Source organism: Intestinimonas timonensis (assembly GCF_900626145.1).
In the GTDB taxonomy this organism is placed as follows: domain Bacteria; phylum Bacillota; class Clostridia; order Oscillospirales; family Oscillospiraceae; genus Intestinimonas; species Intestinimonas aquisgranensis.
Map to the genome: position 1 here is coordinate 722,050 of NZ_LR130817.1, position 24,948 is coordinate 746,997.

At 61.3% G+C, this 24,948-nt stretch carries 25 protein-coding genes and 1 riboswitch; of the genes, 15 read left to right on the top strand and 10 right to left on the bottom strand.

Features of this window, described 5'->3' with window-relative positions; translation table 11 throughout:
- Nucleotides 1-6 precede the first annotated feature (6 nt).
- Nucleotides 7-354, top strand: coding sequence for a YbaB/EbfC family nucleoid-associated protein (locus tag E0E29_RS10190; protein WP_130849761.1), 348 nt, complete (start codon nt 7-9; stop codon nt 352-354).
- A 13-nt stretch (nt 355-367) separates the two neighbouring features.
- Nucleotides 368-928, top strand: a complete 561-nt coding sequence (locus E0E29_RS10195) for an FUSC family protein (protein WP_165449868.1) — start codon at nt 368-370, stop codon at nt 926-928.
- 49 nt (nt 929-977) lie between these two features.
- Here the strand turns inward: E0E29_RS10195 and E0E29_RS10200 are convergent, their stop codons facing one another.
- Both E0E29_RS10200 and E0E29_RS10205 read right to left on the bottom strand, forming a co-directional pair.
- Nucleotides 978-1,652, bottom strand: a complete 675-nt coding sequence (locus E0E29_RS10200; protein ID WP_242622452.1) for a YoaK family protein — start codon at nt 1,650-1,652, stop codon at nt 978-980.
- Nucleotides 1,649-2,260 (bottom strand): uracil-DNA glycosylase, encoded by a 612-nt coding sequence (locus E0E29_RS10205; RefSeq protein WP_130849763.1) that lies wholly within the window; start codon nt 2,258-2,260, stop codon nt 1,649-1,651. The genes E0E29_RS10200 and E0E29_RS10205 overlap by 4 nt, the downstream gene beginning before the upstream one ends.
- 448 nt (nt 2,261-2,708) lie before the next feature.
- On the opposite strand from E0E29_RS10205, the gene aspS reads away from it, so the two are divergent.
- The 5 genes from aspS (at nt 2,709) to E0E29_RS10230 (ending at nt 9,334) form a co-directional block, all read left to right on the top strand.
- Nucleotides 2,709-4,031 carry an aspartate--tRNA(Asn) ligase gene (gene aspS / locus E0E29_RS10210; RefSeq protein ID WP_130849764.1) on the top strand — a complete coding sequence of 441 codons (1,323 nt, stop codon included), beginning with the start codon at nt 2,709-2,711 and terminating at the stop codon, nt 4,029-4,031.
- A 16-nt stretch (nt 4,032-4,047) separates the two neighbouring features.
- Nucleotides 4,048-4,335, top strand: coding sequence for an Asp-tRNA(Asn)/Glu-tRNA(Gln) amidotransferase subunit GatC (gene gatC / locus E0E29_RS10215; RefSeq protein ID WP_130849765.1), 288 nt, complete (start codon nt 4,048-4,050; stop codon nt 4,333-4,335).
- Between the two features lie 12 nt (nt 4,336-4,347).
- Entirely contained in the window at nt 4,348-5,829 is a 1,482-nt protein-coding gene (gene gatA / locus E0E29_RS10220) for an Asp-tRNA(Asn)/Glu-tRNA(Gln) amidotransferase subunit GatA (protein WP_130849766.1), read from the top strand.
- Nucleotides 5,826-7,262 (top strand): Asp-tRNA(Asn)/Glu-tRNA(Gln) amidotransferase subunit GatB, encoded by a 1,437-nt coding sequence (gatB, locus tag E0E29_RS10225; RefSeq protein WP_130849767.1) that lies wholly within the window; start codon nt 5,826-5,828, stop codon nt 7,260-7,262. Before gatA ends, gatB begins: the two co-directional genes overlap by 4 nt.
- A 146-nt stretch (nt 7,263-7,408) precedes the next feature.
- The gene (locus tag E0E29_RS10230) at nt 7,409-9,334 is read left to right on the top strand and encodes a bifunctional metallophosphatase/5'-nucleotidase (protein WP_130849768.1); all 1,926 of its coding nucleotides are present in this window, start codon (nt 7,409-7,411) and stop codon (nt 9,332-9,334) included.
- Nucleotides 9,335-9,517: 183 nt separating this feature from the next.
- Here the strand turns inward: E0E29_RS10230 and E0E29_RS10235 are convergent, their stop codons facing one another.
- Nucleotides 9,518-10,843, bottom strand: a complete 1,326-nt coding sequence (locus E0E29_RS10235) for an MATE family efflux transporter (protein WP_130849769.1) — start codon at nt 10,841-10,843, stop codon at nt 9,518-9,520.
- A gap of 91 nt (nt 10,844-10,934) precedes the next feature.
- Between E0E29_RS10235 and E0E29_RS10240 the strand changes: the two genes are divergently transcribed.
- A complete protein-coding gene (locus E0E29_RS10240) occupies nt 10,935-11,741 on the top strand; it encodes a MerR family transcriptional regulator (protein WP_130849770.1) in 807 nt (268 codons plus the stop codon).
- A gap of 44 nt (nt 11,742-11,785) precedes the next feature.
- Here the strand turns inward: E0E29_RS10240 and E0E29_RS10245 are convergent, their stop codons facing one another.
- Nucleotides 11,786-13,195, bottom strand: coding sequence for an APC family permease (locus E0E29_RS10245; RefSeq protein ID WP_130849771.1), 1,410 nt, complete (start codon nt 13,193-13,195; stop codon nt 11,786-11,788).
- A gap of 15 nt (nt 13,196-13,210) precedes the next feature.
- Nucleotides 13,211-15,358, bottom strand: coding sequence for an alpha-amylase family glycosyl hydrolase (locus tag E0E29_RS10250; protein WP_130849772.1), 2,148 nt, complete (start codon nt 15,356-15,358; stop codon nt 13,211-13,213).
- 276 nt (nt 15,359-15,634) lie between these two features.
- On the opposite strand from E0E29_RS10250, the gene E0E29_RS10255 reads away from it, so the two are divergent.
- Complete coding sequence (locus E0E29_RS10255; RefSeq protein ID WP_130849773.1) at nt 15,635-16,087, top strand: helix-turn-helix domain-containing protein; 453 nt, start codon at nt 15,635-15,637, stop codon at nt 16,085-16,087.
- Nucleotides 16,088-16,099: 12 nt separating this feature from the next.
- Complete coding sequence (locus tag E0E29_RS10260) at nt 16,100-16,603, top strand: GreA/GreB family elongation factor (protein WP_130849774.1); 504 nt, start codon at nt 16,100-16,102, stop codon at nt 16,601-16,603.
- Between the two features lie 79 nt (nt 16,604-16,682).
- Here E0E29_RS10260 and E0E29_RS10265 read toward each other — a convergent pair whose 3' ends face one another.
- The 5 genes from E0E29_RS10265 to E0E29_RS10285 all read right to left on the bottom strand — a co-directional run bounded on the left by E0E29_RS10265 (nt 16,683) and on the right by E0E29_RS10285 (nt 21,957).
- Nucleotides 16,683-17,540, bottom strand: a complete 858-nt coding sequence (locus E0E29_RS10265; protein WP_130848459.1) for an IS3 family transposase — start codon at nt 17,538-17,540, stop codon at nt 16,683-16,685.
- Nucleotides 17,537-17,851, bottom strand: a complete 315-nt coding sequence (locus E0E29_RS10270; protein WP_130848458.1) for an imidazolonepropionase — start codon at nt 17,849-17,851, stop codon at nt 17,537-17,539. The genes E0E29_RS10265 and E0E29_RS10270 overlap by 4 nt, the downstream gene beginning before the upstream one ends.
- Nucleotides 17,852-17,955: 104 nt before the next feature.
- The gene (locus E0E29_RS10275; protein WP_130849775.1) at nt 17,956-19,146 is read right to left on the bottom strand and encodes a cation:proton antiporter; all 1,191 of its coding nucleotides are present in this window, start codon (nt 19,144-19,146) and stop codon (nt 17,956-17,958) included.
- Between the two features lie 60 nt (nt 19,147-19,206).
- Nucleotides 19,207-19,279: riboswitch (Fluoride riboswitch) on the bottom strand.
- A 67-nt stretch (nt 19,280-19,346) separates the two neighbouring features.
- Nucleotides 19,347-20,666 carry an S-layer homology domain-containing protein gene (locus tag E0E29_RS10280; protein ID WP_242622453.1) on the bottom strand — a complete coding sequence of 440 codons (1,320 nt, stop codon included), beginning with the start codon at nt 20,664-20,666 and terminating at the stop codon, nt 19,347-19,349.
- A gap of 100 nt (nt 20,667-20,766) precedes the next feature.
- Complete coding sequence (locus E0E29_RS10285) at nt 20,767-21,957, bottom strand: FtsW/RodA/SpoVE family cell cycle protein (protein WP_242622454.1); 1,191 nt, start codon at nt 21,955-21,957, stop codon at nt 20,767-20,769.
- Nucleotides 21,958-22,150: 193 nt separating this feature from the next.
- Here E0E29_RS10285 and tsaE point away from each other — a divergent pair, with 193 nt between their 5' ends.
- The 5 genes from tsaE to E0E29_RS10310 are packed head-to-tail and all read left to right on the top strand — an operon-like array spanning nt 22,151 to nt 24,823.
- Nucleotides 22,151-22,579, top strand: coding sequence for a tRNA (adenosine(37)-N6)-threonylcarbamoyltransferase complex ATPase subunit type 1 TsaE (tsaE, locus tag E0E29_RS10290; protein WP_130849777.1), 429 nt, complete (start codon nt 22,151-22,153; stop codon nt 22,577-22,579).
- Nucleotides 22,576-23,316, top strand: coding sequence for a tRNA (adenosine(37)-N6)-threonylcarbamoyltransferase complex dimerization subunit type 1 TsaB (gene tsaB / locus E0E29_RS10295; protein ID WP_130849778.1), 741 nt, complete (start codon nt 22,576-22,578; stop codon nt 23,314-23,316). Before tsaE ends, tsaB begins: the two co-directional genes overlap by 4 nt.
- A complete protein-coding gene (gene upp, locus E0E29_RS10300) occupies nt 23,309-23,941 on the top strand; it encodes a uracil phosphoribosyltransferase (RefSeq protein WP_130849779.1) in 633 nt (210 codons plus the stop codon). The genes tsaB and upp overlap by 8 nt, the downstream gene beginning before the upstream one ends.
- A complete protein-coding gene (locus E0E29_RS10305) occupies nt 23,942-24,517 on the top strand; it encodes a GNAT family N-acetyltransferase (RefSeq protein ID WP_130849780.1) in 576 nt (191 codons plus the stop codon).
- 21 nt (nt 24,518-24,538) lie between these two features.
- Nucleotides 24,539-24,823, top strand: coding sequence for a hypothetical protein (locus E0E29_RS10310; protein ID WP_130849781.1), 285 nt, complete (start codon nt 24,539-24,541; stop codon nt 24,821-24,823).
- The last annotated feature ends 125 nt before the right edge of the window (nt 24,824-24,948 follow it).

The window sequence follows — 24,948 nt, forward strand, 5'->3', positions numbered from 1 at the left end:
CGAACAATGGCAAAGGGATTTGGCAGCCGCGGCATGGGCGGCATGGGCGGCGGCATCAACATGAATATGATCAAGCAGGCCCAGAAGATGCAGCAGGACATGCAGAGAATGCAGGCTGAGCTGGAGAACAAGGAGTATACTGCCCAGGCCGGCGGCGGGGTGGTCTCTGCTACGGTGAGCGGCAAGCATGAGCTTAAGGCCATCGCCATCGACCCCGAGGCTGTGGACCCTGACGACGTGGAAATGCTCCAGGATCTCATCGTGGCAGCAGTGAACGAGGCCATGCGCGCTGCCTCCTCTGATGCGGCCTCCGCTATGGGCCAGATCACCGGAGGTCTCAACCTGCCGTTCTAAGGAGGGCCGCACCATGAAACTCCCCGGCGTGGGGATGCGCACCGTCAAAACGGCAGTGGCTGTTATGCTCTCATACCTGGTCTTTGTGCCCTTTGGGCTCCTTTATCGCACGGAACTGGGCGGTATCCTGGGACAGATCGGCCCTATGTACGCCTGTATCGCCTGTGTGGTGTGCATGCAGAGCTCGTTGGGGCAGACCATGCAGCAGGGGATATCCCGATTCATCGGGGTGGCTGTGGGCGGTGCTCTGGGCGTGCTGGCCTTGTCCTTAGGGGAAATTGCCAGGCAGCCTCTCGTTAAGACCGTCATTTTGGGACTGGTCTGTGTGGCCGGGATTTGGGTGTGCCTGCTCATTCAGCGGCCCACCGCCTGTGGTATGGCCTGCATTGTGCCCTGTGTCATTCTGATCAACGATATGACAGGTGTGGAGCGCTATTATTACGCTGCCGCGCGGATCATTGAGACGGTGGTTGGGGTGGCCATTGCCTTTGGGGTCAACGCTGTGCTCCCAGATCACCGGCTGGAGCAGAAACAGGCGGATGATGGCTCAGACACAAACAAAAAGGGAACATAACAAAAAGCTCCGGATCTCAATGATCCGGAGCTTTTTTCTGTACTTTTTTTCAGGCTGCTTCTTGAGGCGCCCGGAACATAGCCAGGAAAATGATGACCAGCATGCCGCAGCAGAGGAGAATGGCCTGTTCGGCCAGCACGCCGGTGGCCCAGACGCCCAAGGCGCCGCCCAGCAGGAAGCAAAGGATGATGCCGTAGTACTGGAAACTGCGCTTCAGGGCAGTGGTGTCTCGGCCACGGAGACCGTGGTAAAGCAGTTCAGTGCCGCTGCGCAGGTTACCGGTGCACATGGTGGTGGCCAGTGCGTTGCCACGGATTTTACGAAAAGCCTCCACCTGCATGGCACAGACGAAGGAGACAGCGGCGTTGACGGCGCTGTCCCACGGCCCCTGAGGAAGAAAGGCTGTGACCAGAAGAATGAGGGCCTCCAATGCTACCACCGCCTGCCGCCAGTGGAGTGAGCGGGAGACACGGAAATGGTCCCGGATCAGTTCAGCCACCACGATACCCAGAGCGAAGGACAGGATGGGGGGCAGATAGCGGGGGAGGGCGGTCAGGTCGCCCTGGGCCAGCCGTATGGCCAGCAGCACCAGGTTGCCGGTCTGAGCGTTGGAAAAGACGCCCCCCCGGGTAAAGTAGGTATAGGCGTCCAGAAAGCCGCCGCCTACGGTGAGCAGGGCACCCAGGGAGTAGGCTTCAGACATTTGGATGGAGCGTTCTGTCATGACGGGGTCCTCCCGGCGTTCCGGCCCAGGGGGACCACGCCCGCGTAGGTCTCGGGACAGACCTCCCAAATCTTGGCCTGCAGCTTTTTCAGATCTTCAAAAGCTTCGGGCCGTTTCCGCGGGTCCCGGAGAAGGGCGGAAGGGTGGTACATGGCCATCATGTGGACCCCGGCCTTCTCGAACCACTGACCATGCTCCCGGGTGATCTTAAAATCCTCCCGGATCAGCCGTATGGCGGCGATGCGGCCCAGACAGACGATGATCTTGGGCCGGATCAGGGCCACCTGGTTGCGGAGGTAGCCGATGCAGGCCTCGATCTCGGTATTGAGGGGGTCGCGGTTTTGTGGGGGACGGCACTTGACCATGTTGCCGATGAAATAGCGGGAGCGGTCCAGGTCGATGATGGAGAGCATCTCGTCCAGAAATTGTCCGGCCCGGCCCACAAAGGGACGGCCGGTGAGATCTTCCTGCTCGCCGGGGCCCTCGCCGATGAACATGAGGTCGGCGGTGCGGAGCCCCTCGCCAAAGACCACGTGGTGTCTTGTTTCGCACAGAGAACAGTTCCGGCAGCCGCTGCAGGCGGCCTCCAGATCGGTCCAGTTGAGCATCGTTCAAACGCCTCTTTTCTTGGTGGGGAATAGAACGCATAAGCAGTATAGCATAAAATCACGTAGACAAAAACCTGTTTCCACAGAAAAATTAGGAGTTGACATTTTGCGGAAAAGCGCATATACTACGTCCAACAAAGGCGATGAACGAGACCGCCCCCTGTGAGGGCCGCCAGAGAATCCGGGTCACCGACTGAGAGCCCGGTCCGGCAGGATGGGGAGGCGCAACACTCCGCGAGCCGGGGATTCGAGCCTGCTGTGGGCAGGGGAGGGTTCCACGTGTTCCCGCGTTAAGGGAGACAAGGGGCCGTTTCAAGGGTGAAGCGGCAAACTTTGGGTGGTACCGCGGATTTTTTCGTCCCGAAGCTGTTGTAAACAGCTCCGGGGCGTTTTTTTATTTTTTTGACGGTAAAACACCCCTAAAAACAGCTGAAAGGACGTGAACGGTATGGAATTCATCACTGGAACCAAAAGAAACGGGGGACTGGCGTATAACGGCCTCCTGGAGGGTGGACGGCGAAACCAGACCGTTCAGGTCTCTGGCATGGTCCACGTGAAGCAGTCTGTGGGCGGCGGACTCACCTTCCTGAAGCTGCGGCTGCGGGACGGCCTGCTCCAATGTGTGTGCGGCGGCCTGGACCTCTCAGAGGTCCCGGAGGAGGCTGCCGTCACGGTGACGGGTACTCTACGTGAAGAGCCCCGGGCTCCTGGCGGCGTGGAGCTGGCGGCGGAGTCGGTGGAGGTCCTCTCCCGGCCGGCGGAGCCCATGCCGGTGCCGGTGGCTAAAGCCAAGCTCAATATCAACCTGGACACCGAGCTGGGCCTGCGGCCGGTGCTGCTGCGGCACCTGCGGGAGCGCAGTGTCTTCCGTGTCCAGGCCGCTTTGAGCCGGGCCTTTCGGGAGTATCTCCAGAGAGAGGGTTTTACCGAGGTCCACACCCCCAAGATCGTCCACGCCGGGGCGGAGGGCGGCTCCAACATCTTCCGCCTGGACTACTTCGGCCGCAAGGCCTTCCTGGCCCAGTCCCCCCAGTTCTACAAGCAGACCATGGTGGGGGTTTTTGAGCGGGTCTATGAGGTGGCCCCCGTTTTCCGGGCGGAGAAGCACTCCACCGCCCGCCACCTCAACGAGTACACCTCCATGGACTTCGAGATGGGCTTCATCCAATCCTTCGCCGACGTGATGGAGGTGGAGACCGGTTTCCTCCGGTACGCCGTGGATCTGTTGAAGCGAGAGTACGCCGACGACATCACACGGCTGAAGCTGACTGTGCCCGAGGTGGACCAGATTCCCGCCGTCCGCTTCGATGAGGCAAAGCGCCTGGCGGCGGAGAAGTACGGCTACAAGATCCGGGACCCCTACGACCTGGAGCCCGAGGAGGAGCACGCCATCGGTCGCTACGCCCGGGAGGAGTGGGGCAGCGACTTTGTCTTTGTCACCCACTACCCCGGCAAGAAGAGGCCCTTCTACGCCATGGACGATCCCGACGATTCCCGATACACCCTCTCCTTCGACCTCCTCTTCCGGGGACTGGAGGTCACCACCGGCGGCCAGCGCATCCACGACTACGGCCAGCAGGTGGCCAAGATGGAGCGCCTGGGCATGGACCCGGCGGAGTTCGAGAGCTATCTCATGATCCACAAGCACGGCATGCCGCCCCACGGCGGCCTGGGCATCGGCCTGGAGCGGCTGACCATGCAGCTGTGCGGCCTGGACAACGTGCGCTACGCCAGCCTGTTCCCCCGGAACCTGAGCCGGCTCGAACCGTAAGGATGGAGGTTTTACAATGAAAATTACAGAAGAGATGGTGGATTATGTCTCCCTCCTGGCCCGGCTGAAGCTGCCCCGGGAGGAGAAGAAGCGCATGACCGGCGAGCTGGAGCAGATTCTGGCCTATATGGACGTGCTGGACGGCCTGGACACCAGCGGCGTGGAGCCCATGAGCCACGTCTTCCCCCTGAAGAACGTGCTGCGGAGCGACGAGGTAGTGCCCTCCGGGGACCGGGCGGCGCTGCTCTCCAACGCCCCGGTGCCCGACGAAGAGGCCTTCCTGGTGCCCAAGACGGTGGAGTAAGGAGGAGCGGACATGGAACTTTGGGAATATACCGCCCTGGAGCTGGGCGGACTCATTCAGAAGGGAGAGGTCTCTCCCACCCAGGCCGCCCGGGCCGCCCTGGATCGGATGGCGGCGGAGCAGGACCGGAACAACGCCTTCGTCACCTGCCTGGACGGAGAGGAAGTCCTGGCCCAGGCCGCCGAGGTGGAAAAACGCCTGGCGGCGGGTGAGCAGCTTTCCCCCTTGGCCGGTGTGCCCATGGCCCTGAAGGACAACATCTGCACCAAGGGGGTGCGCACCACCTGCGCCTCCAAAATCCTGGGGGACTTCACCTCTCCCTATGACGCCACCGCTGCGGAGAAGCTCAAGGCAGCCGGCGGGGTGCTGCTGGGCAAGCTGAACATGGACGAGTTTGCCATGGGCTCCACCTCGGAGACATCTTATTACGGCGCCACCCGGAACCCCTGGGACCTGGACCGCGCCCCCGGCGGCTCCTCCGGCGGAGCCGCCGCCGCCGTGGCGGCGGGGGAGTGCTGGTACGCCATCGGCTCCGACACCGGCGGCTCCATCCGCCAGCCCGCCTCCTACTGCGGCATTACCGGATTGAAGCCCACCTACGGCTCCGTGAGCCGCTACGGCCTCATCGCCTACGCCTCCTCCCTGGACCAGCTGGGCCCTCTGGCCAGGTCCGCCGATGACTGTGCCGCCGTGCTGGAGCTGATGGCCGGCAAGGACCGCCGGGATGGCACCAGCCTGGATACCGATTGGAGCGGCCTGACCCAAAGCCTCACCGGGGACCTGCGGGGCCTGCGGGTGGGCCTGCCCAACCACTGCTTCGGTGAGGGACTGGATCAGGAGGTCCGAGCCGCCGTCCTGGCTGCCGCCGACGTGCTCAAGGCCCGTGGGGCCGCCGTGGAGGAGTTCTCCTTCCCCATGATGAAGTATGTGGTGCCCACCTACTATATCATCGCCGCCGCCGAGGCCAGCTCCAACTTGTCCCGGTTCGACGGCGTCAAATACGGCTGGCGGGCGGAGGGCTACGAGGACCTCACCGACCTCTACGAGAAGACCCGCACCCAGGGCTTCGGCGCCGAGGTCAAACGCCGCATCCTGCTGGGCACCTTCGTCCTCTCCGCTGGTTACTACGACGCCTACTATAAGAAGGCTCTCCAGGTGAAGGCCCTCATCAAGAAGGCCTACGACGAGGCCTTTGAGAAGTACGACCTCCTCCTCACCCCGGTGGCTCCCACCACCGCCCCCAAGCTGGGGGAGAGTCTGGGCGACCCCTTGAAGATGTACCTCTCCGACATCTACACTGTGCCCCTGAACCTGGCCGGTCTGCCGGGGCTGTCCATGCCCTGCGGCTTTGACGGCCAGGGGCTGCCCATCGGGGCCCAGCTCATCGGCCCCGCCCTGGGGGAGGCCAAGGTGCTGAACGCGGCGCATGCCTTCCAGCTGGACACCGATTATCACAGACAAAGCCCCGCCAGAAAGGAGGCGCAGGCCAAATGACCTGGGAAACTGTCATCGGTCTGGAGACCCACGTGGAGCTCTCCACCAAGACCAAGATCTTCTGCTCCTGCACCACCGAGTTCGGCGGTGCCCCCAACACCCACTGCTGCCCGGTGTGCATGGGCATGCCCGGCACCCTGCCGGTGGTCAACGAGAAGGTGCTGGAGTACGCCGTGAAGGTGGGCCTGGCCCTGGACGGGGAGATCACCCGGTCCTGCCGGTTCGACCGGAAAAACTACTTCTACCCCGACCTCCCGAAGGCCTACCAGATCTCCCAGCTCTATCTCCCCATCGTCCGCAACGGCAAGCTCACCATCCACACCGAGTCCGGCGGGGAGAAGACCATCCGCATCCACGAGCTCCACATGGAGGAGGACGCCGGTAAGCTGGTCCACGACCCCTGGATCGACCAGACCCGCTGTGACTACAACCGCTGCGGTGTCCCTCTCATCGAGATCGTCACCGAGCCTGACTTCCGCTCCGGGGAGGAGGTCATCGCTTATCTGGAGAAGCTGCGCTCCACCCTCCAGTACCTGGGGGTCTCCGACTGCAAGATGCAGGAGGGCTCCCTACGCTGCGACGTGAACCTGTCGGTGCGACCCGCCGGGGTCACGGAGCTGGGTACCCGCACCGAGATGAAGAACCTCAACTCCTTCAAGGCCATTGCCCGCTCCATCGAGTACGAGGCCAGACGGCAGATCGAGCTCATTGAAGAGGGCAAGCGGGTGGTCCAGGAGACCCGCCGCTGGGACGAGAACAAGGACGCCACCTTCGCCATGCGCTCCAAGGAGAACGCCCAGGACTACCGCTACTTCCCCGAGCCCGATATCCCACCCCTGGAGATCGGTGAGGACTACCTGGAGCGGCTCCGGAAGGAGCAGCCCGAGATGGCCGAGGCCAGGATGGCCCGGTACCAGGCGGATTGGGGCCTGCCCGTCTACGATACCCAGATGCTCACCAGTCAGAAAGCCCTGGCAGAATTCTTCGAGGCCACAGTGGCCCTGGGAGCGCCCCCCAAGCAGGCTGCCAACTGGATCATGGGCGAGGTCCTCCGGCGGCTGTCCGCCGACGGGCTGGAGGCCAAAGACATGGTCTTCACCCCCAAGACCCTGGCCCGGCTCATAGAGCTGGTCCAGACCGGCTCCCTCAACCGCAACACCGCCGTCAAGGTCTTTGACGCTGTCTTTTCCGACGACGCCGACGTGGACGCCTACGTGAAGGAGCACGGCCTGGAGCAGGTCTCCGATGCCGGATTGGTGGGGAGCGTGGTGGACAAGGTCCTCGCCGCCAACCCCAAGTCCATTCAGGACTTCAAGTCCGGCAAGGAGAAGGCCTTCGGCTTCCTAGTGGGACAGGTCATGCGGGAGCTCAAGGGTCAGGCCTCCCCCCAGGTGGTCAACCAGACCCTGCGGGAGAATCTGGAACAGATGTAATAAGAAACGGGTGCGGCGCCTCTCGGGAGAGAGGCGCCGCTTTTCTGTCCGAACAGGACGGGAAGTGCCCTTGCGCGGGGACTGGTTTCATGCTATGCTACAAAATAAGAGAGAACATTTGCCCATAGCTGAGAGGAGAAGCGTAAATGAGATACCTCCGTTCCGTTTTTGCCCTGGTTCTGAGCGCGGTCCTGCTTTTGGGGAGCGGCGCCGCATGGGCCGCTGCCCCGGAGGAACCGGGGGATTTGACAATCCTGTTTACCCACGATACCCATGACCACTTCCTGCCCGCAGCCAATGAGGAGGGTGGGGAGTACGGCGGCTATATCCGGCTGGCTACCTTATTAAAGGAACAGCGTCAGGCGGCAGCGGAGCAGAGCAGGGCGGTGGTCACCCTGGACGGGGGCGATTTTTCTATGGGCTCCCTCTTCCAGACCATCTACACCACCGCTGCCCCGGAGCTCCGTGCCCTGGGAGCCATGGGGTATGACGTGACCACCCTGGGCAACCACGAGTTTGACTACCGTCAGCAGGGGCTGGCCGACATGCTCAATGCGGCCAAAGAGAGTGGCGATCCTCTGCCCGCCATCGTCCAGGCCAACTATACTCAGCCCATGGACCACGACAGCGGCTACGCGGTGGTCCAGGCTTTGGAGAATTACCTGGTGACCGATTACACCGTGATCGAGCGGGACGGGCTGCGGGTGGCCGTCTTTGGGGTGCTGGGTGAGGACGCTAATGACTGCGCCCCCATGTCTGGCATGGAGCTTGAACCCATCGCCGACGCCGCCAAGCGGGTGGTTGCCGAGATCAAAGAGAAGGAAGACCCCGACTATATCATCTGTCTCTCCCACAGCGGTACCGACGGGACGGGGAAGGGAGAGGACTATGCGCTGGCCAAGGCGGTGGACGGCATCGATGTCATTATCTCCGGCCACACCCACACTACCATAGAGACTCCCATCCAGGTAAACGGTACCCTTGTCGTCTCCTGCGGAGAGTACACCCAGAATTTGGGCGTGCTGACGGTGTCCAAGGCGGAGGGGAAGACGGAGTTGGTGGACTATCAACTCCTACCTGTGGATGAGACTGTGGCCAATGACCCGGCCATGACTGCCCTGGCCCGGAGCTTCCAGCGGACGGTGGACGAGACCTACCTCTCCGGCTACGGCCTCACCTTCGATGAGGTCCTCTGCGAGAACTCCTATAATTTCACGCCTATCAGCCAGTTCGGGGCTGTCCAGGAGGAGGATACCCTGGGCAATCTCATTGCCGACTCCTATGTCTACGCCGTCAAAGAGGCGGAAGGGGAGAACTACGTGCCGGTGGACTTTGCTGTGGTGGCATCCGGAGTCATCCGGGCCTCCCTGGCCAAGGGAGACATTACCGTCTCCGATGCCTTTGATGTCTCCTCTCTGGGCTCCGGCGCCGACGGCACCCCGGGCTATCCTCTGGTGGGAGTCTATATCACAGGAAAGGAACTGAAGGATGCCTTCGAGGTGGATGCCTCGGTAACGCCTCTCATGTCGGCGGCCCAGCTCTACGGCTCCGGCATGAAATGGTCCTTCAATACCCACCGGATGATTTTTGACAAGGTCACCGACTGTGCCCAGATCCTGCCCGACGGAACGGAGGTCCCCATCCAGGATGACAAGCTCTACCGAGTGGTCACCGGCCTCTACTCCGGCCAGATGCTGGGTACGGTGAACGGCAAGAGCTTTGGCCTTCTGACCATCACCCCCAGAGACGAAAAGGGTCAGCCCATCGAAAACCTGGAGGACTATATCATCCATGGTCCTGGTGGAACGGAGGTCAAGGAGTGGTATGCTCTGGCCTCTTACCTTCAGAGCATGGGCACGGTGGACAGCCGCTATGCTGCCCCCGAAGGCCGAAAGACGGTGTCCCGCTCCTGGAACCCCATCGAATTGGTGCGCAGCCCGGGCTGGATCACTCTTGCAGCTATGGCATTGGCAGTGCTGGTGGTGGCCATCATCGCCCTGCTGGTGACCAAACCGCTCCGCCGCCGCAGCCGCCGGGGTTACCGAGCCTACCGGGGCCGCCGCCGGAGGTAAACAATAAAAATCCGTGAACTGATCTGGAAAGGTTGCTCCGCGAGGAGGAATGAGAACAGTTTTTGGAGTCAACAACAAATTGAGGACAGACTGAAGTCAACCAGCCTGTCCTCTTTTCGTACTTGGACAATGTGACGTATATGCTGGGAACAAAGGGCTTTACCTGTCTGTGAAAAACCTTTATCAAGTAGGTTTGGATTCTGCGCATCGCTTAAAACTCCTTCGATAGGCCAGGGCACAAACGGCGGTAAGGAGCAGACACAACAGCTCGGAGCATAGGGTGGACAGCCAGATGCCGGTATCCCCAAAGAGGACAGAGAGGGTGAGCAGGGAGGCGGCCATAAGCACCAGACTCCTGCCGAAGGAAATGGAGAGGGCGAAGGCGGGCCGCTCTACGGCGGTGAAAAAGGCTGCGGTTACCACATTGAGGCCCATGGGCAGAAAAGAGAAGGCATACAGGCCTAGGGCGGAGATAGAGTAGCTGAACATGGGGCTTTCATGCTCCAAGAAGAAACCCACGATGGCCCCGTCTCCTATCTCCACCAGGAAGAAGAAGACCACTGAGAGGGTCAGGGCCAGGGTGATGCCGTATCGGAGGAGACGATGGCAGACGGAGCGTTCCTTTGCTCCCAGGTGGAAGCTGACCAGTGGCTGTATACCTTGGGCGATGCCGGTCATGGTCATGAGCACCAGGGTGTTGACATAGCTGATGATGGTGTAGGGGGTGAGGCCGTTCTCACCGATGACCCTGAGGATGACATGGTTGAAGAGAAAGATGACCAGACCGCTGGAGAGCTCGTTGAGCCCTTCGGAGAGGCCCAGGGGCAGGATGCGCCGGTAGGCGGAGAGCTCCCAGCGGAAGGGTTGGAACCGGAGCCGCCGCCGATGGGTGAGAAAGTAGCCGGTAAAGACCGCCGTGGAGGTCACCTGGGCCAGACCGGTGGCGAAGGCGGCTCCCCATACCCCCCAGTGGAAGACCAGCACAAAGAGGGCGTCGAGAGCCACGTTCATGAGGGCGCAGGAGATGACCCCCACGGTGCTGATATGAGGGGTACCGTTGGCCTTCACCTGGACCTCCAGGTTGTAAGAGACGGTGAAAAAGACGGCGAAGACGGCGATGGTACCCACGTATTCCTTCACATATACCAGAGTGTCCGGGGTAGCCCCCAGAAACCGGGCAACTGTATCCAAATTGAGAAGGACCAGCACGGTGAGCAGGAGACTAGCGGCCCCAGTCACCGCCAGGTTCTGGTTGAAGTAGCCTCTGGCCCGCTCCAGGTCCCCCTGGCCCAGGGCTATGGAGATGACGGTGGAGGTACCGGTGGCCAACAGAATGCCCACCATAAAAATAAAGGAAGTGAAGGGCATGGAGAGATTGACCGCTCGCAGGGCGACTTCTCCTACTCCTCTGGACACAAAGACCCCGTCCACCATGGTATAGAGAGAAAAGATCCACATGGAGACGATGGATGGGACGACGAACTTGAAAAAACGCTTTACTAGGTCCATAATGAGATGACCTCCCAGAATCGTATCGGCGCCTGTAAGCACATGATAAACCCTCGGAATATCCGAAGGTCAAGACCCAGGAGGAAAAAAGATGAGAGACCTCTATCAGATCCATGAGCTGGCCAAGCTCTTCGGGTTGCACCCGGACACCCTGCGCTATTATGAGGAAAAAGGCCTCCTCCACCCAGAGCGGCGGGAGAATGGCTATCGGGTCTACCATATCCAGGACATCTGCGCGCTGAATATCATCCGGGCCCAGCGGGAGCTTGGGGTGCCAGTGGAGGAGATCGGAGCCTATCTGGACCGGCGGAGCGTAGCGGAAACCCTGTCCTTTCTGGACCGACAGGAGGAGCTGCTGGAGCGGAAGATGGCGGAACTGATGGAGATGCGGGGGGAGAACCGGGACCGCCGTGCCCGGCTGCTCCGCTACCAGGACGTGGAGACCGAGGTGGTGACCTGCCGGACCATGCCGGAGCGCCCCTGCGTCATCCTCCAGGAGGACGTGATTCTGGAGAAGGAGATCGACTTTCTCCTCAAAAAGCTGGAAAAGCGTCACAGCAATACCATCAAGATCATGGGCAAGCAGACCATGGGTGCCCTCCTGGACAGGAAGTCCATGCGACCGGGGGACTACAAGCATTTTTCCTTCGTTTTTTTCCTCACCGGGCCGGACCAGGAGCGGGACACGGTCCTCCCGGCAGGGGAGTACGCCAGTCTCTTCTACCGTGGCTCCTACGAGCATCTGGAGGAACACTGCCAGACCCTCTTCCGTGGGGTGGCGGCGCTGGGTCTGGAGCTGGACGGCGCCCCCCTGGAGCTCTACCGCATCGACGCCCACGACACGGACCTGGAGGAGGAGTATCTCACCGAGCTCCAGGTGAAGGTGAAGCGGGCATAACAAAGCGGCGACTCCGACTTGGGTCGGAGTCGCCGCTTTGTTCGTCATAGAAGATCGCCAAACATCCGCCGGCTGCGGTCGTCGTCGGTAATGGTGCGGTCCCGTCCGTGGTAGAGGAGCAGCCCCACCACTGCCAGCACGCCGGCCAGGAGGTAGTCCAGAGCGCCCATGCCGCCGGGGGAGAAGGGAAGGATCAGGTTGAGAGTGAGGAAAAGGGAGGCGATGATCCCCAATACCGCCGTCACCCTGCCGCCGGGCATGGAGACGGGCCGCCGGAGCTCGGGGTGGGTCCGGCGCAGCCGCAGCACGGCAAAGAGGGTGGTCACCCACATGATGATGGTGGCCAGAGAGGCGGTGTTGATGAGGGGGAGGAAGAAGAGCTTGCCCAGGAAAGGTGCAAAGAGAACCAGGGCTACCGAGGCCCAGATGCAGCGGGTGGGGGTGCCGTATTTTGGGTGGAGACGGCAGAACCAGCGGCTCACCAGGTCGGAGCCGGCCAGGCCGTAGATCATCTGGGCGGCGGAATAGAGGGTGGAGTTCATGACGCCCACGGCGCCCACAAAGGCGGTGAGCAGCAACAGGACCCGCACCACCGGCATGCCGGTGATGTCTACCAGAATGTCGGCAAAGGGGGCGGTGGTTTCCACGGCCTCCCGCCAGGGCATATTTCCGGCCACGGCGGTGGACACCAGACATAATAGGCCGGTGACCAGTACCAGGCAGACGATGAGGGCCAAGCCCGCCTTTCGGGCAGCCTTGCCCTCGGCGTCGGCGGCGGCCTTGGCCACTGTCTCCCATCCGGCTACCGAGAAGACCAGCAGAGAGAGAAGGGACATGGAGCCGGTGAAATCAAAGTCCAGTCCGCCGTCGGAGGCATAGATCTCCGGGTCAAAGTGGGCGAAGGCGGCGATGAGTCCAATCAGGCACATAAAGAGGAGGACCACCGTGGCGATTTTGGCCAGGGCGGCGCATACGTTGGCGCCCCGGTATTGGATATAGAGAATGATTCCAGCCAGGAGGAACTGGATGAGGACATTGGGCAGGGTGACGGCATAGCCGCCGGCGGTGTAGAGAAGCCCGGCCTGGCCCAGTATGGGGAAGAGCTCGTCCAGTAAGGCAACGGCGGCCAGGTCCACCCAGCAGAAGACGATGGTGTTCATCATGACCCCGGCCCAGCCCACCAGGAAGCCGCCGCGGCACCCGAAGGCGGCGGTGGCGTAGACCGTCTCACCGCCGGGAAGGGGGAGCATGGGGATGGCCTCCATATAGGCGAAGGCGAAGGGAAACTCCACCGCCATGCAGAGGAGAAAGGCCACCGCCAGATTGAGGGGGCCTCGTGCGGTTTCCAGCCAGGTTCCGGTGAGGAGAAGCCAGGAGGTTCCCAGCATGCACCCCACCCCCATGGCCACCAGGCCGAAGAAGCTGATGGAACCTCGCTTGGCCGTACCGTTCATGGGCGGCCTCCTTTCTTATTTCCGGCGCTTTTTGGGAAAATAGGCGGACACCATGGCGGCCACCTCGTCCAGCCACTGCTTCCGCTGTTCCGGGGTGCTTCCGGCCACCGGACGGAAGAGGCAGCGGTCAAAGGCGGGCAGCGCCAGAAGTCCAAAGACGCAGTTCTGCCAGATGCGCTGGAGCGGATCGCCATAGACGGCGTCCTCCACCGGCGCGGGAGTGTTGGAGGTGTTGAAGACCAGGGCGGCTTTGGCCTTCAGCAGGGGGGCGGACTCCTCCCCAGCCTTGGGCAGGGTGTAGGCGGTCCCTTCCCGCAGCACCCGGTCCAGCCAGCCGGTGAGAACGGCGGGGGGCTGGCCCCACCAGTTGGGGTGGACCACCACGATGCCGTCGGCCTGCTTCAGCTCCTCCTGGTACCGGAAGACCAGTGGGTCCTGAGAGGGCAGACCGGCAACCTCATCAGCGGGCATCACCGGGTCGAAGCCCTCGGCGCACAGGTCGTGGAGCCACACCCCGTAGCCGTTGGCCCGGAGGGCATCGACGGCAATCTGGGCCATGGCGGCGTTGAGACTGTCCCCGTTGGGGTGTGCCAGCAGGACCAGCACCTGTCCGGCATCTGTCTTGGGCTCGGCCTGCTCCGCTTTCGGCTCCGGCTGGGGAACGGGCTCCTCCGACTGAGGAGCGGCAGCCTCGGCCCGAGTCTCAGGGACCGGCTCCACATTGACCTCCGGGACAGGGGCGGCGGGGGGCTCGGGCTCTGCCGGTGTCTCCACGGGGACGGTCACCGCCTGAGGCTCCTCCGCCCGCCAGGTGAAGCGGTCGGGGGCGCCCACCAGGATCTTGGCCGAGCAGGGGGGCATGACGACCCAGGTCCGGCCGCCGTCATTGTGGTAGATCTCGTCGCCGTTGAGCACGTCCTGGAGCACCGGCTCGTTGTGGCGGAACTCCAGGCCGAACTCCTGGTGGGAGAGGTTGAAGAGGACGTAGATCCGCTGCTCCGGGGTGGCGCAGCGGAAGACCAGCTGCTCATTTTTGATGACCACATTCTCATAGTCTCCCACGGCCAGGGCAGGGAAGGCCCGGCGGATGCGGGAGAGGGCAGAGAGGTGGCGGCACAGGTCCTGGTCCCGCTGTTCCATGTCGGCAAGCTCTAGGCAGGGCCGCAGCACTACGTCGGAGTGGGGGGTACGCTTCCCCTCCACGGCCCACTCGCCGCCGTAGTAGATGGAGGGTACGCCGGGCATGGTATAGAGGAGGGTGTAGACGTTCTCCAGCAGGGCGGGGTCGGTGAGGGTGCTGGCTAGCCGGTCCACGTCGTGGTTTTCGGTGAAGTTGTAGAGGCACAGTCCCCGGTAGATGCCACCGGGTCCAAACTGGCGGTTGAGGGAGTGGGCGATCTCGAAGTAGTTCTTGGAGTTGTGGGCCGACCAGTTGCCCTTCCAGCACTCGTAGTTGGTCACCGAGTCCAGCATCTCCGGATTGGCCCAGCGGGCGTAGTCCCCGTGGATGATCTCGCCCATGAGCCAGAATTCCGGGTCCCGGGATTTTGTATAATGCTTCAGGGCCCGGAAGAAGTCGAAGTCCACGCAGTCGGCGGCATCCAGCCGGAGCCCGTCGATGTGGAAACGGTCCATCCACATGCCCACGGCCCCCAGCAGGTGATCCCGGACCTCGGGGTTTTTCAGGTTGAGCTTCACCAGCTCATAGTGGCCGCCCCAGGACTCGTACCAGAAGGGGTCCCCCATGGGGGAGCCCCCGCCGAAGTTCAGGTTCTGGAACCAGCCGCAGTAGTGGGAGGCCTGGCCCTTCTCCTGCACATCGCGGAAGGCCCAGAAGCCCCGGCCTACGTGGTTAAAGACGCCGTCCAGCACCACCCGGATGCCATTCTCGTGGAGGGTGTCACACAGGGCGGCGAAGGAGTCCACGTCTCCCAGGCGGCAGTCGATCTGGTAGTAGTCGGTGGTGTCGTAGCCGTGCTTCACCGACTGGCACACCGGCCCCAGATAGAGGGCGTTCACGCCCAGCTCCTTGAGGTGGGGAATCCACTCCCGCAGCTTTTCCAGCCGCTGAACCGGTTCCCCGCCAGGGTTGTACTCGGGACAGCCGCAGAAGCCCAGGGGATAGATATGGTAAAAGACGGCGCTGTTGATCCAGTGCTCCATGTGTCGTTCGCTCCTATCTTTGCCCGGAATGGGCCGGTTAGGCCGGTAGAGCCGGCTCATACAGTATACCACAGGGAGCCGGATTTGGCGAGGTGACAGTTCCGCTTTGGAGAGAAAAAAGGTCCGTGCTTGACGGGTGTGGTATAATATCGACAGTTGCCGCACAAGTGCGGCAGGATACCGTGTATCCAGGCGTTTTGTGAACAAAACGCCTGCTGTTGATGTTACACCTTTATGGTATCATCATAGAAAAACCCACCCAAGGAGGTTGTTTTTATGGTCACACTGGGACAGCGCATGGAGGAGCTGCGCAACGAGCGGGGGCTGAGCCGCCCCGCCCTCTCCGCCGCTCTGGGTTTCCCCAAGAACGCCGCCGAGAAGTTTGAGACGGGACGGCAGACCCCCACCAAGGAGCAGCAGGAGAAGATCGCTGCCTATTTCGGGGTGTCCGTCTTCTATCTCCGGGGGGAGAGCAGCGACCGCACCCGTCAGGAGGACTGGATGGACGCCGCCGCCTTCACCGACGAGGAGCCGGTCTTTGTGCCCAAGCCCGCCCCCAAGCCCCCCAAGCACAAGGCGACAGAGCCGGTCCAGGGCGGTATGCTGGACGCCATGCTGGCCAGCAAGGGCGTGCAGGATCTGCTGCGGGGCATGGTGCTGGATGTGCTCAAGTCTCCCGAGGGCCAGGCCATCATCGCCCAGGCGGTGCGGAAGGAACTCAAAAAGTGAGGCGGCGGACACATGCACAATGAACTGACCCAAAAGGACCTCCAGATGATGAAGGAGGAGATGGACTACCGCCGGATCACCCTGCGGCCCCAGCTCCTGGAGGCGGTGAAGGAGGCCCGGGGCTTCGGCGACCTGAGCGAAAACTTTGAGTACAAGGCCGCCAAGCAGGAGAAAAACCGCAACGAGGGCCGTATCCGCTTTCTGGAGAATATGATCAAGACGGCGGTGGTGGTGTCGGACGCCTCGGCGGAGGACGCCGTTGGCCTCTATGACAAGGTGACCGTCTACATCGAGGAGGACGACGAGACTGAGACCTACCAGGTGGTCACCACCATGCGGCAGGACGCCCTCCACGGCCTCATCAGCAAGGAGTCCCCGGTGGGAAAGGCCCTGCTGGGTAAAAAGGCCGGCGACCGTGTCCACATTCAGGTCAACGACAGCTATGGCTACGACGTGGTCATCCGGAACATCGAAAAGGCCCAGGACGATGGCTCCGTCCCCCTCAACAGCTATTAAAAAAGACCGCGTGTCCCTTGAACTGCCCCAGATTGTGCGGACAGTACAAAAAAGAGCCCTTAGTAGGAAAGATTAAGTTTTAAGCGGAGAGGCGTCGCGCCAGCGGCGCCTCTCCAGTTTTTAACTGGATGCGCTCATGGTTATAGAAGTAAATATAGCGGTCAATCATCTCATTGGCTTCGGAAAAGGTCGCCGGTTTGTGGCGGTAAATACATTCTGTTTTGAGGATAGAGAAGAAATTTTCCGCCATGGCGTTGTCGTACGGGTTTCCTTTCCTTGACATGGATGGTGTGATTCCGTATGCTTGAGTCAGATTGAAGTATGCTGCAGAGGTGTACTGAAATCCTTGGTCGCTGTGGAGCTGCAACTCCGCAGCGACCCTCTTTTTCTCCTGTTTCATTGCCAGATGAACGGTATCCAGAACCAAATTCACTGTCTGCTGGGTTCCAGTCTTGTAGGCGATGATGCTGTTGTCATAGAGGTCCCGGATTATGGAAAGGTACAGCACACCCTGCCTGGTGTGGATGTAGGAGATGTCTGTTACCCATTTGCTGTTAGGTTTGTCCGCATGGAACTCCCTGTTCAGCAGATTCCTGTATTTGTGTGCCTGCCGCCCCATCTGCTGCCATTTCCTGCGGCGGCGGATCTCCGAGAGCAGATCATATTTCTTCATGATTCGCAGCACAGTTTTGGGATTGCAGAAGATATTCCGGCTTTTCAGCCACAGCCACATCCGCCGGTAGCCGTAGGTGCGGAAGCTGCGTTCCCGCTGCTGTGCGATGAGCCCCGCAAGAGCCGCATCCTTTTCTGGCTTGCCTAGGCGATGGACAAAAGCATAGTAGCCGCTTCTGGACACTCCAAAGAATTTGCACATGACTGCCACTGGATACTCTGTCCTGTGACGATAGATGATATGATACTTTACCTTTGCTCTCACTTCCTTTCTGTGAAGCGCAGAAAATCCCGCAGTAGTTTATTTTCCATGCGAAGCCGTTGGATCTCACAGGCCTGCTCTGCCACAACGTCTCCTGGCGCAGCATCTTTTCTCGGCCGTCCTTTCGGTCGTGGGCGGATTCCGGCTTCCAGTTTTCGTTCTTTACGGCGCTCACGCTCAAGTAGTCTTTTTACCACCTGCTTATTCCGGAAGCCATAGTATTCTGCGACTTCCCGCTGTGTTTTCCCCTCTGCCAACATGGCCTTGATCTCTGGTAAAAGCATTTGAACGTGTGTGTAATTTCGTTTCTTCATGACAAAACCCCCTGATGTAGTCTATTTTCCTACATCAGGGGGGCTTTTGTCACTGTCCGTTTTTACTGGATCTGTTCACCTATTCTGGGACACGCGGTCTTTTCTTATGCTTCTGGGGTATGTTTTGTAAGGAGCCGCCGGTAGGTCATGTCGATGCCGAAGGCACCCAGGGGAGCGGTGACCAGGATGGCCAGCACGACCACGGTCAGTACCAGCTGTCCGCAGGGAAGCCCCATGGACAGGGGCACCGAGCCGATGGCAGCCTGGACGGTGGCCTTGGGGGTGTAGGCGATCATGGAGAAGAGCCGCTCACGGAGGGGAAGGCCGGTACCCAGCAGGCAGGCGAAGACCCCGATCATGCGGAAGACCAGGCAGCCCAGAATAACCACCAGGGCGGCGGCGCCGGCGGAGCGGGCGTAGGAGATGTCCACAGTGGCGCCCACCAGTACAAAGAGTAGGATCTCAGAGGCTACCCACAGCTTGGAGTACTTGGCGGCCAGGCGCTGGGCCACCTCGGGCCGGGTCCGCTGGAGGGCGATGCCGCAGCTCATGACGGCCAGCAGGCCGGAGAAGGGGATGATACCTTTGATTTCGTTCTCCAGGGCCACGAAGAGGAAGGAGAGGCTGAGGAGGACCACTACCTTGGCGGAGTCCCGGACGTGGAACCGGCGGTAGAAGGCGCCGAAGAGAACCCCGGCCACGGCGCCGAAGGCCAGGCCGGTGACCACCGAGACGGGCACCTGGAGAAAGGTGGCGGGGGAGAGGGTGCCCCCCTGGGCAAGGCCGGTGAAGGAGGTGAAGAGGACGATGACGAAGACGTCATCCACCGATGCCCCGGCCAGGATGAGCTGGGGGATGCTGTGGTCGATGCCATAGTCCTCCTCCATGAGCTTGAGCATCCGGGGGACCACCACGGCGGGGGAGACGGCGGCCACCACGGCTCCCATGATGGCGGCGTCCAGCAGGGAGATGTTCAGGAGGGTGGGGGCCAGCAGAAGCATGCCCGCTACCTCGAAGCAGGCGGGGACGAAGCACATAAGGACGGCGGGGCGGCCCACACGTTTGAGGTCGTCCACCTGGAGGGAGAGGCCGGCCCGGGTGAGGATGATGATGAGGGCCAGCTGCCTGAGGTCGGCGGAGATGCCTAAGATGGAGTCATCCAGCAGGTCCAGAACGTAGGGGCCAAGCAGGATGCCGGTGAGCAGCATTCCCAGAAGGCTGGGCAGCCGGAGCCGGCTGAAGAACCAGCCCAGGGTCATGCCGACAAGGAAAATGAGGGCGAGACTGGTGAGCATGGTGAGGTTCCTCCTTCGTTTGTGGCGCAGGAGCGCAAAAAAAGCTGATGCTCCTGCAAAGAAATTGCAGAAGTCATCAGCTTTTCAGCGGTTCAGGCCGTGGCCAGGGGAGCACTTCATTCCCCGGGGCAGCCCTTCAGGGCCGCCTTGCAGGCCATATCATAGCCCGAAAGAAGGCGCTTGTCAAGAGGGGAAATCCATTACCACAGGGACCAGCCCTGATCCTCCCGGCTCTCCAGCACGTCCAGAGCACCGCACAGCAGGTCGGCGGCATCGGCACGAGTCAGGGTGTCGGAGAGGGCGAGGGCGCCGTCGGCGTTGGTCTGGAGGACCCCGGCGGTTTCGAGATTTACCGCAGCCTGGCAGGCCCAGGCGGGGGCCACGTCATAGTCAGTGTACATGGTGGTGACGGCGGCGTCGGTGACCTGGAGCATTCGGTCCAGAAGCACGACGGCCTCCGCCCGGGTGATGGTGCGCTCAGGGTCAAAGACCACACCGTCGGCGCTGACCACACCCTGGACATAGCCCGACTTCAGGGCGGAGGACACATAGCCCTTGGCCCAGGTGGGAATGGTGTCGTCATCGGCAAAGCCGGTACGGGTGACCCCTTCCAGGGCATCCAACCCCATAGTGTGCATGGCCAGAGTCACAAACTCCTCCCGGCTCACGGGCAGGTCGGGCTGGAAGAAGTAGGTGCCGCCCACGCACTCACCGATGAGGACGCCCTCCTCAGCCAGCCGCAGAGCGGAGCGGTAGGCGCTCACCCCATCCATGTCGGCGTAGGTGACCTTGGTGTTGGCCTTTTCGATCTTCACCTTCACGGTGGCGGGCTCGGAGGTATTGCCAACGGCGTCCACCGCTACATAGGTGAAGGAGTCCTTGCCGGTCTTGTTCTCATAGGGGGTGTAGGTGAAGGTGGCGGAGCCATCCTCCGGAAGGGTGACGGCGCCCCGCGCGGGCTTGTCCACCAGGCGGAAGGTGAGCAGGTCGCCCTCCGGGTCCACGGCGGAGAACTGGCCCTGAGCGGCCACGTTCTTATAGGTGCTCAGCTCCAGGTCCCGGGAGATAGGGGCGGCGTTCTCAGCGGTGAGCAGATAGAGATCCACCGTCACATCCTCACCGGAGGAGCCGTCGGCAAAGACAGGGGTGAAGGAAAAGCTGGTGGTGGCCGTGGTGGGGGAGGCGTTGGGGGTGAAAGCCATGCCGGAGACGGCCTCCATGGCAACGGCCTCACCCACGGCCAGATCGATGCCTCCTAAGGTGAGCACGCCGGCGTTGGAGTCGGGCAGGGCAGTGAGCACGATGGAGTCCAGGGCCTCATCGCTGTTTTCTACCAGAAAATCGTCGGCGGAGAAGGTGAAGACCTCCTGAGGAGTGCCGTTCTTGGCAAAGGTGGCCACGGCGGGGGCCTCTGCCTCCGGGCTGAGCAGCTGGGCGGAGACAGGCAGGACCATGAGCACGGAGAGGGTGACCATCAGGAGCAGCAGCACCCCCCGGCGCAGGGAACGGGGACAGTTCAAAACAAAGACCTCCTTCAATGACACAGGGTCAGGGTGTGGTCTTAGTTTGGACGCTTGCCGTGAGATTATTCCAGCCTAGCAGGAAGAAAGGCCCTTTTTCTCACTCCAGCTGACTGCGGTCCCGGAGCCAGCTGGGCAGGGAGCGCATCTTGATGCCGGAGACGATGCCCATACAGGCATAAAGGGTGATGATGGAGGAGCCGCCGTAGCTGAAGAAGGGAAGGGTGAGGCCCACCACCGGGAAGACATAGAGGCACATGCCGATGTTGATGACGGTCTGAAGGAGGAGCATGGCGGCGTAGCCCATGGCGATGTAAGCAGACATGGGGCTGCTGGCCCGCCGGGCAACCCAAATGCAGCGCAGGATGATGGCGGTGAGCAGGAGCATCACTGCCACACAGCCGATAAGCCCCAGCTCCTCGCCGCACACGGCGAAGATCTCATCGGTGTAGCGGGCGGGGAGAGATTCCGAAGAGGTGCTCTGGGTCTGGGTGCCCTGGAGGTAGCCCTGGCCGAAGACGCCGCCGCTGCCGATGGACAGGATGCTGCGGGTCTGCTGCCAGCCGGCCACCTGGGTCTGCTCATAGAGGGTGTCGGGGTTGCCCAGGATGTGGTCGATGACCACGGTGAAGCGGTTTTGGATGTAGCTAGGGATATGAGACCACGCCAGCGCCATCCCGCCCACAGAACCGGCCAGGCCCAGCAGGAACCAGCGCTTTTTGACGCCGGCGGTCCAGGCCATGATGACAAAGAGACCCAGGTAGACCAGCACCATGCCGAAGTCCCCGGAGACCTTGGCGATGAGCCCGGCCATGAAGAGGGTGTGGCCCGCCAGCTGGATCACGGAGGTGAAGCGGCTGATGCCCCAGTCCTGGAGCTTGCGGCACTGGAGGGCCAGCAGGAGGACAAAAAAGACCTTGGCCACCTCGGCGGGCTGGATGTTCACCGGCAGGAAGGGAAAGGCCAGCCAGGAGTTGTTGCCGGTGGTCTCAGCACCTACACCGAAGGGGGTTTTGAGCAGGAGGATGATAAAGACGTTGAAGCCGAGCATCCACTTCCAGCTCTTTTCGGTGAAGAGCTCCACGTCCACAAAGGACATGATGAAGTAGGCCACCACACCAAGAAGGATGGAGATGATCTGGATGGGGACATAACGGATGCCGTCCTGCCCCAAATAGCGGGTAGCGCTATAGATGAGAATCACTCCGAAGAGGGAGGCGGCCAAGATGAGCGCAAGGAGGACCATGTCCGCCTTGCGGAAAAATTCTTTGACCCAGTCGGTGAGCCACACGGGCTGTGAACACTCCTTTTCAGTGCCTCCGGGCATATGTCCCGGAAGACGGCGGGAAAATGGTAGGAAACAATCCTATTGTACCACTCTGGGCAGATTTCGTAAACAGGTTTTACAGCGGTGTTTTTTTGTGCTATAATCAACCGGATATCATGTATGGGCATGCAGGCCCAGAGGAGAGGAGGGGGATCCATTGGAGCATGTGACCAACAGCCCGTCGGAGACCGAGGCGTTGGGGGAGTCCCTGGCTGGACAGTTGGAGCCGGGGACGGTCATCGCCTTTACCGGCGACCTGGGGGCGGGAAAGACCGCCTTTGTCCGGGGGCTGGCCCGGGGCCTTGGGGTGCGGGAGCGGGTGACAAGTCCCACCTTTACCATTGTCAACGAGTATGAAGGGGGCAGGCTCCCTCTGTTCCACTTCGACATGTACCGTCTGGGCAGCGCCGACGAGCTTTTCGATATTGGCTGGGAGGACTACCTGGCCCGTGGGGGCGTATGTGCTGTGGAGTGGAGCGAGAACATCTCCGACGCTCTGGACAACGACTGCCTCCGGGTGGATATCCGCCGGGGCGAGAACGACGATCAGCGAATCATCACCATCGGAGGGGGGAATTTGGATTGAAGATCTTGGCTTTGGAGTCCTCCGCCGTGGCGTGCTCTGTGGCGGTATGCGAGGATGAGAAACTGATTGCCCAGACTTTTCAGCACAGCGGCCTTACTCACAGCCGGACCCTTCTGCCCATGTGCGGAGATTTGCTGAAAAACTGCGGCCTCACCCTGTCGGAGATGGACGTGATTGCCGTGGCGGCGGGCCCGGGCTCCTTTACCGGGCTGCGCATTGGCGTGGCGGCGGCCAAGGGCCTGGCCTGGCCAGAGGACAAGCCCTGCGCTGGCGTCTCCACTCTGGAGGCCATGGCCTGGAGCCTGGCCCACGTGGAAGGGGATATCTGTCCCGTCATGGACGCCCGGCGCAATCAGGTCTACAACGCCCGCTTCCAGGCAGGCGGCGGGAGCCTTACCCGCCTGTGCCCCGACCGGGCCATCTCCATTGAGGAACTGGCCGGTGAACTGGCGGAACGGAAAAAAACACAAATACTGGTTGGAGACGGCGCAGTACTGTGTTATAATGAATTAACCAAGCGGGGCCTGCCGGTGGAGCTGGCGCCGCCTCACCTGCGCCTCCAAAGCGCGTGGGGGGTGGCCCGGGGCGCCCTGGAGTTGGCACGGAGGGACAGCCTGGTGACGGCTGCTGCCTTAGCACCTGTTTACCACCGACTCTCCCAGGCCGAACGGGAACGGCTGGCCAAAGAAAAAGAAATGACCATGAAAAACGATAAAGGGGAAGAACGACATGGATAAAATGGTACATATTTTTGACCACCCTCTGATCCAGCACAAGCTGGCCATCCTCCGGGATGAGCGCACCGGCGTCAAGGAGTTTAGAGAGATCGTCTCCGAGATCGCCACCCTCATGTGCTATGAGGCTACCCGGGACCTGCCCACTGAGGAGGTCACCATCAAGACCCCTGTGGCCACCGGTACCTTCCGCACCCTGGCTGGCAAGAAGCTGGCCATCGTCCCTGTCCTCCGTGCCGGTCTGGGCATGGTGGATGGTATCCTGACTCTGATCCCCTCCGCCAAGGTGGGTCACATCGGCCTGTACCGTGACCCCGACACTCTGGAGCCGGTGGAGTACTACTGCAAGATGCCCACTGACATCTCCGAGCGGGATGTCATCATCCTGGACCCCATGCTGGCCACCGGCGGCTCCGCCTCCGCCGCCATCCAGTTCATCAAGAACTACGATGTCAAGCACATCAAGCTCATGAACATCATCGCCGCCCCCGAGGGTGTGGAGCGTGTCCGCAAGGATCACCCCGATGTGGAGATCTACTGCGCCGCCCTGGATGAGAAGCTCAACGAGCACGGCTACATCGTCCCCGGCCTGGGCGATGCCGGCGACCGGATCTTCGGCACCAAGTAAATGGAGTGTAAGTCTGTCTATGAGACGGCGCGGCTGGCCTTGCGGCTGGCCGCGCCGTCCCTTACACCTGCCCTGACCGACTACTATTGCCGGAACCGGACCTTCTTCTCCGCCTTTGACCCGGAGCGGGAGGAGGACTTCTTTACAGAGACAAGCCAGCGTGCTTCTCTGGAAAAGGATGCGGCCCTGGCGGAGGAGGATCGGGGCTACCGGTTCTATCTTTTTTTAAAGGAGAAGCCGGAGACCATCATCGGCATGGTAGGGCTCAACAACCTGGTCCGTGGGGCTTTCCAGTCCTGCCATCTGGGCTATAAGCTGGATGGGGCGCACCTCTGTCAGGGCTATATGACCGAGGCGGTGAATGCCGTCGCCGGTATCGCCTTTGACGATTTGGGGCTCCATCGTATCGAGGCCAACATTATGCCCCGGAACAAGGCCTCCCTCCGGGTGGCGGAAAAGGCCGGTTTTTACAACGAGGGCCTGGCCCTCAAATACCTGAAGATCAACGGCGTGTGGGAGGACCACATCCATATGGTCCTTCGCAGTGAACTATATTGCCAGGAGGGGAAGGCCTAGAAGCCACTGGAGGGGTGAGGTGTGCGAAAGCTGGTCTATCACATTGTGAACATCCTGTCCATGTGCGGCTGGATTCTGTTTGTGATTACTGTGATTCCCGGCATATTGGCACACAACTCCTATGCCAGTGAGTTTTATTTTTCCGTCAGCCAGATCAGTATCAGTGGCGCGCTCCTTCTGAGCATGGCCAAAATGATTCTGAAGGACGGAACTCAAAAAATAGAGCGGCCTGGCATGTGGTTTTTCATCGCGCTTATCTGCGTTATAAATAGTATAGGTGGAATCCTGGTTCTGCTACGACGATAAACTGCCTCCGGCATAGCCGGGGGCAGTTTTTATCATGGCACCGTATTCTGTGGGTGAGGCGCAGCGCTGTGGCATGACCTCCCAGGCTCTGGGGATTGCAAGACAGGGCCTGGTTTGTTATACTT